Source organism: Erwinia sp. V71, assembly GCF_965644245.1.
GTDB lineage: Bacteria > Pseudomonadota > Gammaproteobacteria > Enterobacterales > Enterobacteriaceae > Erwinia.
Window position 1 is genome coordinate 1 of sequence record NZ_CBFFRK010000295.1, and the last position, 470, is coordinate 470.

Annotated in this window: 1 protein-coding gene; it reads right to left on the reverse strand. The window is 41.1% G+C overall.

Annotated features, from left to right (window positions below; all coding sequences use genetic code 11):
• Positions 1 to 123: 123 nt before the first annotated feature.
• Complete coding sequence (locus tag ACSZO1_RS22735) at positions 124 to 402, reverse strand: ribonuclease domain-containing protein (RefSeq protein ID WP_437616677.1); 279 nt, start codon at positions 400 to 402, stop codon at positions 124 to 126.
• Between the last annotated feature and the right edge of the window lie 68 nt (positions 403 to 470).

The window sequence follows — 470 nt, forward strand, 5'->3', positions numbered from 1 at the left end:
AACCACATCAATCTTTGCCATCAATCATCCAAAGGGCAAAGAGTACAACAACACTAAGTCTGCGTCACGACCCAAATTCTGACCCAATCCCTTTAAAATCAATGATCTTATCAACTAAATTAGTCATTTCCATCCACCTAAAGATAACTCAATGAAAGAGTCATAATGGTCATGACTGTAATATGCTTGTCCCGTTTTATTATCAACTACTATTCTTCTTGCTCCCCGATTCCCAATGCCCGGAGTTTTAACTGTCCATTCGGAGTATGGACCACTTCCTGTATTCAGTCTTTGAGATAATGGATTACCAAACTCATAACTATTGCTGAAGGGTATTCCATCCCGATTATTGGCTGGACGTCTGAGTTTTATATTATCAATCGTATTGTGGAGTTGGCGGATTCAAGTTCGAAGTGCAACGCTAAGCCGTCTGTCTTAACTCTGCAAAGACCACTGAAGGCTGCCGGAAC